Consider the following 7,306-nt stretch of genomic DNA (forward strand, 5'->3'; position numbering starts at 1 on the left):
TACTCATCATTTCATTGAAATAATCATATGAAGTATTGCTTGGGAATTTAAGGGCTAATCCAAAATCATCTCTACATATTACAATTGGCCTTGGGGTGCAGAGATCATTTAATTCACTATAGAATCGATTTAAATTTCCTACATCAACAGTATCATCCCTCAACGGGCCCAAATAATCGAGCAATATCGCTGCAAAATGGTCTTTAGAATAATACTCAACAAAATCCTGTATAATTTGTAGGGGGTCATTAGAAGTTCGATAGATGTCCATAAAAGGATGATCATAACGAGGAGTGCGACGAGCGCCAACGTATATTTCCTCACAATTATTTTTTAGAAAATGTAATGCATTGAAAAGCTCAGGAAATACAGAATGCATTTCCCTTGTGCTACGCCATCTTCCTATCTCGGTATTCCATCCGCTTATCAGGGTTTGCTTCAATCTAGCTAAATCCCCTTCATACTTTATAAACAAAGCAACTGCATCATCTTTGTGTAACATAATAATTCTCTAATTTAATATTATAAAAAAAAAATTTTAGCTAGAAGGTACGATAGGAAAGGAAAAAGAAGCCGATTAATTAGTCCAGTCTGTGTTTAGAAATCCAGCCAGTCTTTCTTCATTCTTTATCTAAACGACAAACCCGTTTCATTAAATTAAAACTAGGTTAAAAACCAGTCTTCAAAAACTACCCGTATTAGAGAAGATAAGTCGTTTGCTAATCCTTAGATTGCTTAGTACTTTCGGAGGCAAATGGTATTGAAAGTTTTTTTGCATGTCAATAAATATACTGTGTGATGTAAAAATATTCTATTATTTGCGATTGGTACTAATTTCTGCGGTCAGCCCTGAAGAGGATTAAAACGAAATGCTTGGTCAATTTAGAGCTGGCAATAAAATTCATCTATTTGCATGGGCTTTGCATTTAAAGCCCATATTTAGTACACTCCAATCGCACCGAATTTGCTTCCTTCAACCCGCAGGATGAATCAAGATGAAAGAAAGAGCTCTCAATTTTTTGGACAAAATTGAAAAAATTCTACCAGAGAAATCCAATCCCAGTCTGATCAGTAAGATTTTAAGCGAGTTAAAACTGGATGATCTAGATACCAATGATAAAGAATTTACTGAGTTTATAAGCAAAGCCTGCAGAGAAAAAATAGACTTAAATAAACTAACTCAGCACCTGAAAAGAGCTCTAATATTTAATGAGCCACTTTGTCGACTCTTGGCTTTTATTGAAGAAATGGCATTAATTGGGGATGAGGAGCTTGCTGCCATTGCATCGACACTAGAACGTCAGCTGAACTTGTTGTTCCTTTTCGAAGCGATGTTGGTCACCATGGCCAACAGCAAACTGTTTGCAAAAGAAGTATACGATCATTTAGTGAAAATAAGCGGCAATCCATATCCAGGAAATCCCCTCGCTGACTTCATTTTAGGCGTCCCCTATAGCGCCACTCTGTTTGAGCGATTAAAAATGGTTTCCATCAAACCGGTTATGCTGACGGTCCTCTTTCACCGCTCAATGGGTGAAAAAAAAGAAACCCAGGAAGCTCTGGATGATTTTATCAGGGAAAACGGCTTATCTGGTTCGAATGCTTGGATTGAAACGACTGAACCCAAAGAACTATCGGATAAAACAGTCCCTGTGATGGGGTTAAATATTCTTGAGGCGGCCTGGGAAGACGCAACCGACCATGCCAAAGAGTATGGGGGTATTGAAAATGCTGAATCCGCTATTGGGCTAATCCAACTCATGGAGCAGCAACAGTATCTTAATGAATGCAATTACTTCACCACCCTGTTGCCAGAGGGTGCTTATAGAAAAGAAGACGCCAGTTACGAATTAATACCCGACTTAAAAATCGATAACTCCAAAAAACTAGTATCCCAGTTCCATATTCACCCTCAATGGCGGGATTTATACACCAGCTGGAATCTTTTTTTTGTGGTTGCCAATATAGATACTGTGGTGATGCCTTTGAAATTATTGCTCCCTACGGTCATGACGGCTCATCCCTCCAATTACAAAGAAATGAGGGTTATTTCTCTGTTTTTAATCGGTAATTTATTTATGCATGCTAGCAAAAATAACCCCTTTTTTAAAAATTTTACACTGACGAATGCCAAGATTATTTTTAAAGAATGGGGTAGGATTAACAAAGAATACGCTAACCAACAACTGCACCTTCTTTGTCCAGAAGTTCCCGTGTCTGTCAAACCCTCTTTGCAAGAGGTTTTTGGCCATCACGTGCACCTTAATTTTTTAAAACATCTGTACAATTTCGTTCGGGATCCAGGTCATTATCGTTTTACAACTCCTTTTAAGAACAATAAGTCCGGACCACAATTCTTTAGTCCAGTAAAAACCAAGGATTCCATGGAGTCCTTAGAGGAGAAAAAAATAGAGTACAATGAGCCTTCATCCACATGTCCTGAAGGCTTTAATGTAATGAACCATCCCACCCACTGAGTTGGTAATTGATTGTTACCAACTTAGAATTCAAATTGACAATTTTTCACCGGATGGGAGATTCATAAATGAATATTAACTTACTAGGTTTTGATATAGCTAAGAATATTGGCTATACACTTTTTCGCCTGGAATAGCCCAATTTTAGGCTTTGTCATTGCAAAACGAATAGCACCCAAGCATATTGATATGTCCAAATCCATATCCAGAAAGCCAAGCATCCCTATTTATTGCTAAACTTCTTCTTTAAAAAAGTTAACCGTTTACTCAGCAAAAAATTAATCAATTTTAGATGGGATGGCCATGCGTGTTAGGGCAACTCCTTGAATATAATTTAACTTTCATGTATATTTTTTATCTTTTTTTATTGTGAAATATTATGAAATGTAAAGCTTATTTCGGTAAAGCAGGACTTATGCTTGAACTAGAGGGTAATAATGAAGCGCTTCTAAGACAATATGCTAAAGCCTGTGCTATGGATGATGCCACTATAGTTACTTTTGATAAAAAGAAATACACCCTTTATCTGCCCCATATGAATAAAGAAACTTATTCCAAATTATGTCAAGTGGCTGAGGGAGAAAAACCAACATTTGATGAGTTAGAAGAACAAGCAGCAATAGAGCAAAAAGAGAAAGAACGTTATGCTCTTCGTGATCATGGATTTATTAAATCAAAACAGGTCAAAAAAGACCACGAAATAAGTTATCTGGTAAAGCTTGTTGATAAAAAAAATATTAATATAACGGTAGTAAGTAACGATAAATTATTTTTATCTCTATGCGAACAATATTTCAAAGGAAACACCGGTATAACCGCTACCGATAAAAAATCATTTAAGCAATTAAATATTCCCAAAATAGGCAAAGATACATACAACTCTTGTCTGAGTAAAATGAAAGATGGACTTCCCCACGGTTATAAAAAAAACCTACGAAGTTTCGAGCAATTAAAGGATGTTGCAGTTGATTCAAATGTGCATGATTTAACAGGTTCCACTATGTTAATAAATTGAAAGAGTCCGCGCTTTATGCGCTAAATCCTATAAAGACCGCATTAAAAATAGGTACATTTTAGTGGTTAAATGAGTTTAAAAAACTGTTTCAATTAAATATTTTTGATTTATGGCAATCGAGCATATTAGTGAACTGTGCCATATGCTTTTGGAATGTACTTAAATGATATTTTGAAGCATGCCATCTTTAACATAATTATTTTCAATTCTTTATATCTTGAATAGAAATAGTTGAGGATACTGAGCTAATCTTCCCCATATCCCATTTTTTCGCATTCGTACTGCTAAATCTCATTTAATTTAACAAAAGGCCGAATATATGACTGCACCTAAACCTCTTGTCTTAAAATAATTTGGTTATTTTCTTGCATAACCGGTAGAGTCCATATGGCACCATTTAGTAAATGGCTACCCAGTTATATCCGAGTTTTGAATAGTGTGCTCAAGATAATTGATAAGCATTAAAAATTCATCGTTTCCAATTTTGCTATTACTTTTCCTTTCTAAATCAAGCATAAACAAATTTTCCAAGAATGGACGAAGAGCACGAAAGTTCTCCGATTTTTCCTTGCGTATCTGTTCTAAACCAAATTTTCCTAACAGGCTTCCAAGAGAACTTCTCAGCTTTAGCTTAGGATAAATCTGAACAACTGATTCTTTTATACTATCGAGGTAAGAAAACTCCATTTTTGTTGCCTCACATTCTATATTCGCCTTTAGTGTAGAGCGAGCAATAAAGGCTTGGCATGAAAAACGGCAAATAGCTCTAGCTTCACAAGAACCACAATCCTGCCAATTTTCAGGGGCTATTGAAAAAAAACGCTTTAATTTCTTGTCGTAAGCAATTTTAAAGTCCACTGTTTTATCTTTCAAATGTCCGAGAAAATACTCTTTTTCGTTCCAGCTAAATCGTCCACATGGCAGTATATTTCCTTCTGGGGTTATCCCTATAACCTCTGTTCCAGCACCACAACCTTCATAATCACACAAGGACTGGGAACGTTGAACACCCTTGAGATGACACTCAACGTAATGAATCATGCTCTCTGTTACATGGTATTCTGTGGCGCACTCCGCCTTCGTTTCAATCATATAGTCAATGATATCTTTTTTTGCTTTAAAAATTTCACTTGGCGTGGGAGGGGGCAGATTCACACCAGCCCCAACTGGATATGCAACGTTCGCTTTAAAGCTTAGAGCCCCCATATCAGCATATAACCAGTTGCATATCTTATTAAACATATGAGCATTGCTTTGATTTATAGTCATTAAAATGCCGCAATTTACCCCATTCTCTTTTGCTCGAAAGTAATTTTTTATAACTTTATCAGCAAGTGGTCGCATGCTTTGAGTAACATCTTGGGGATTATCAATGCTAACACCAAGTGCAATATTGTTTCTTTTAAAGCAGTTCATTAAATCATCTGATATATTAATAAAATTGGTCTGCATCGATATTTCAATAGATTTGTTATTACGCAATGCTGAGGCATAAGAAAACTCACATGCCCTATCCAACCAACTTATGGGCAATAAAGAAGGCTCTCCTCCATGAAAAATAATTGTAATCTGATGTTGCCTTGAGTTTGTCAGCATTTTATCTATTAATAATTCAAAATCATCAATAGGCAAATAGTAGTGCTTTTCTTTGCCGAAGGTTATATCTTCATAACAATACTCACACTTAATATTACAACGAGAGGTAAGTTTAACAACAACTGCTCTCAAATTTGTAAAACGAGTATCTTGCAAGCTCATATCCTTTTTCATGGCTTAAATTTTGTGTTGCTATAATTAAGATCATTATCATCGCTCAAATTATTATCACTTGTAAGCTTTGCAACGATGTCATTGTAATTATCGTTATACCCTCCTTTATCGCCGTAATGAGTATCGCTATACGACTTATCGCTATAATTACCGCTATCGCTGTAATAATTATCACTATATTTATCTTCATATGAGGTAGGGATTTGATCGGTTAGACTATTCTCTTTTAATACTCTCTTTTTCATCATCTCTAAGCTACATAATACGTATGAACTGTTTGAAGAGCCCCTATCAACAAGATCTTTAACAGCAGCTTTTGCCTCTGGTGATAACTTATCTAATAGCTTTTCTATTTTCAGCTCTTCGGGGACGTTTTTTTCCGACATGTGGGGGTACTCTCTAAATTTAGATTAATCCTGTTTTCTGAGGCTGCATTAAGATAGACATGCCGATTATTGGTATGAGCACAAAGCCAAGAAAAAGATGGATCTGAGTTCTGTTTTCTGAAGAGGAATTATAAAATTTTTTGAATTTTTTAAATAGAGATATTCAATAAATTTCCTTTAATTTTCTTTATATTAGCAAATGAATAGATATTTATACCTTTGTGAAGAAATCTATCTTTTTAAGAGCTTTGACTTTATTTTCCCAAGCAAATAAGGGATAGAGCACCAACCGATAATACCTTCTATAATCAATACAATACCCAATGTGATATAAAAAAACGTTCCCATTCCAAAGATTGCAGCAATACACAATGCAGCACCAATTATTGTACGGTTTATCCGATCTGTTTTATCTATATTACATGCAAACTTCATTTAAATTCCTTTATTATTCAATTCTAAATTAACTTCAGATCCAGCATCGTTGGTTCCTTTACTAGTTTATCCTTCTCACTTCTAGATAATTTTTTAATATAATGTTCCACTTTCATAGCTCTACCCTTTCCTTCTTTAATCTCCCAAGACTGGGCAATTTTTATTGGCTTAAAACTACGTGTGTATTTACATCTACCTGTACCATCAATGTGGGACAGATACCTCTTTTCAAGATTGTTTGTGCATCCAGTATAATAGGTGTTGTTTTCGCACAGTAATATATAAACCCAATAAGATGAAGCAACCATCTTTAAAATCCTTTAGGCAAATAACTCATCTATTGTTTCTTGCATTTCTTCCTGGCTGGGTTTTGCATACCTAAATATTTCTTTAATAGATATATTACCACTTAGCTCTTGAGCAAAATGCACCCCATGTTTATCGGTGACTTTCTTCAAAAAGGTATGCCTAAGTTTATGTGGAGTAAATTCAAACTTCTCCGCTTCTGGCAAAAACGCCAATGCCTGCTTTAATAACCGCTTACATATTCGGTAAACATCTAAGGTCTGCAAACGCATACCATACCTCGTAATAAAGAAGGGTTCATCTTCACTGGCATTTCTGGATCTCAAATATTGATCCAAATAAACCCTACTCTCTTGTGGCAATGGAATTTTCCGGCTGAAGCGTTTTGACTTATGACGCATAACATCATACAACCCTTTTTGTCGATATTGTCCGACTTTTAATGATACCACTTCTGGCTCGCGAAGACCCGTGCCTAAAAGTACATAAAACAAGGTGGTTTCCATAAGTGGATTTTGATTTTTTCGTGTACAACATTTAATACGCTGTTCACAAGCTGACTTTAACCGCATTAATTGGCGTGAACTTAATCCATTCCAATCCGGTGTATCAGTTTACTTGGGCAAGCGAGTCCTCTGCCAATAATGGTCGTTGTTGATGCAACCAATGCCCTACTTCCGCTTAGAAAAAATGAATGAATTTGGATAAGTCTTTCTTTTTGGCGGCCTCCGTTTTTTCAGGAGTGTCTTTCACATGCACTGAGTAATAATAAGACAGCCACGCCGATAAGGAATTGGTATCAAAGTGAACATCTAAAGGATGTGAAATCTTATCTATCTCAAATAATTTATCTGTTAAATTAAAGTTAAACCTTTAACACTCCTCAGCTGAATTAAAATGTGCAGCCCATTTTAGGG

8 protein-coding genes are annotated in these 7,306 nt (G+C 35.7%); 2 read left to right on the top strand and 6 right to left on the bottom strand.

Going from position 1 to position 7,306, the window contains the following annotated elements; translation table 11 throughout:
• Window positions 1–502: hypothetical protein (locus DGG96_RS16730; RefSeq protein WP_133249339.1), on the bottom strand; the 502-nt coding region annotated here is incomplete at its 3' end.
• A 493-nt stretch (window positions 503–995) separates the two neighbouring features.
• On the opposite strand from DGG96_RS16730, the gene DGG96_RS16735 reads away from it, so the two are divergent.
• Both DGG96_RS16735 and DGG96_RS16740 read left to right on the top strand, forming a co-directional pair.
• Window positions 996–2,477 carry a symporter gene (locus DGG96_RS16735; protein WP_110142567.1) on the top strand — a complete coding sequence of 494 codons (1,482 nt, stop codon included), beginning with the start codon at window positions 996–998 and terminating at the stop codon, window positions 2,475–2,477.
• A gap of 379 nt (window positions 2,478–2,856) precedes the next feature.
• On the top strand, window positions 2,857–3,492 hold the full coding sequence (locus DGG96_RS16740; RefSeq protein ID WP_110142568.1) for a hypothetical protein: 636 nt from the start codon (window positions 2,857–2,859) through the stop codon (window positions 3,490–3,492).
• Between the two features lie 408 nt (window positions 3,493–3,900).
• On the opposite strand, the gene DGG96_RS16745 is transcribed toward DGG96_RS16740, so the two are convergent.
• From DGG96_RS16745 to DGG96_RS21220, 5 genes are all read right to left on the bottom strand, one after another.
• Complete coding sequence (locus DGG96_RS16745) at window positions 3,901–5,250, bottom strand: radical SAM/SPASM domain-containing protein (protein ID WP_158618878.1); 1,350 nt, start codon at window positions 5,248–5,250, stop codon at window positions 3,901–3,903.
• Between the two features lie 8 nt (window positions 5,251–5,258).
• Window positions 5,259–5,648: a hypothetical protein gene (locus tag DGG96_RS16750; protein WP_110142570.1), complete on the bottom strand. Its 390-nt coding sequence runs from the start codon at window positions 5,646–5,648 to the stop codon at window positions 5,259–5,261.
• Window positions 5,649–5,879: 231 nt separating this feature from the next.
• Window positions 5,880–6,083, bottom strand: coding sequence for a YgaP family membrane protein (locus DGG96_RS16755; protein ID WP_110142571.1), 204 nt, complete (start codon window positions 6,081–6,083; stop codon window positions 5,880–5,882).
• Between the two features lie 23 nt (window positions 6,084–6,106).
• On the bottom strand, window positions 6,107–6,391 hold the full coding sequence (locus DGG96_RS16760; RefSeq protein ID WP_110142572.1) for a GIY-YIG nuclease family protein: 285 nt from the start codon (window positions 6,389–6,391) through the stop codon (window positions 6,107–6,109).
• Between the two features lie 12 nt (window positions 6,392–6,403).
• Entirely contained in the window at window positions 6,404–6,961 is a 558-nt protein-coding gene (locus DGG96_RS21220) for a tyrosine-type recombinase/integrase (RefSeq protein ID WP_325049830.1), read from the bottom strand.
• Window positions 6,962–7,306: the final 345 nt, after the last annotated feature.

The organism is Legionella qingyii (assembly GCF_003184185.1).

Coding starts and splice junctions, on each gene's coding strand:
- DGG96_RS16735 (WP_110142567.1), top strand. CDS start 996: ATGAAAGAAAGAGCTCTCAATTTTTTGGACAAAATTGAAAAAATTCTA.
- DGG96_RS16740 (WP_110142568.1), top strand. CDS start 2,857: ATGAAATGTAAAGCTTATTTCGGTAAAGCAGGACTTATGCTTGAACTA.
- DGG96_RS16745 (WP_158618878.1), bottom strand. CDS start 5,250: ATGAGCTTGCAAGATACTCGTTTTACAAATTTGAGAGCAGTTGTTGTT.
- DGG96_RS16750 (WP_110142570.1), bottom strand. CDS start 5,648: ATGTCGGAAAAAAACGTCCCCGAAGAGCTGAAAATAGAAAAGCTATTA.
- DGG96_RS16755 (WP_110142571.1), bottom strand. CDS start 6,083: ATGAAGTTTGCATGTAATATAGATAAAACAGATCGGATAAACCGTACA.
- DGG96_RS16760 (WP_110142572.1), bottom strand. CDS start 6,391: ATGGTTGCTTCATCTTATTGGGTTTATATATTACTGTGCGAAAACAAC.
- DGG96_RS21220 (WP_325049830.1), bottom strand. CDS start 6,961: ATGCGGTTAAAGTCAGCTTGTGAACAGCGTATTAAATGTTGTACACGA.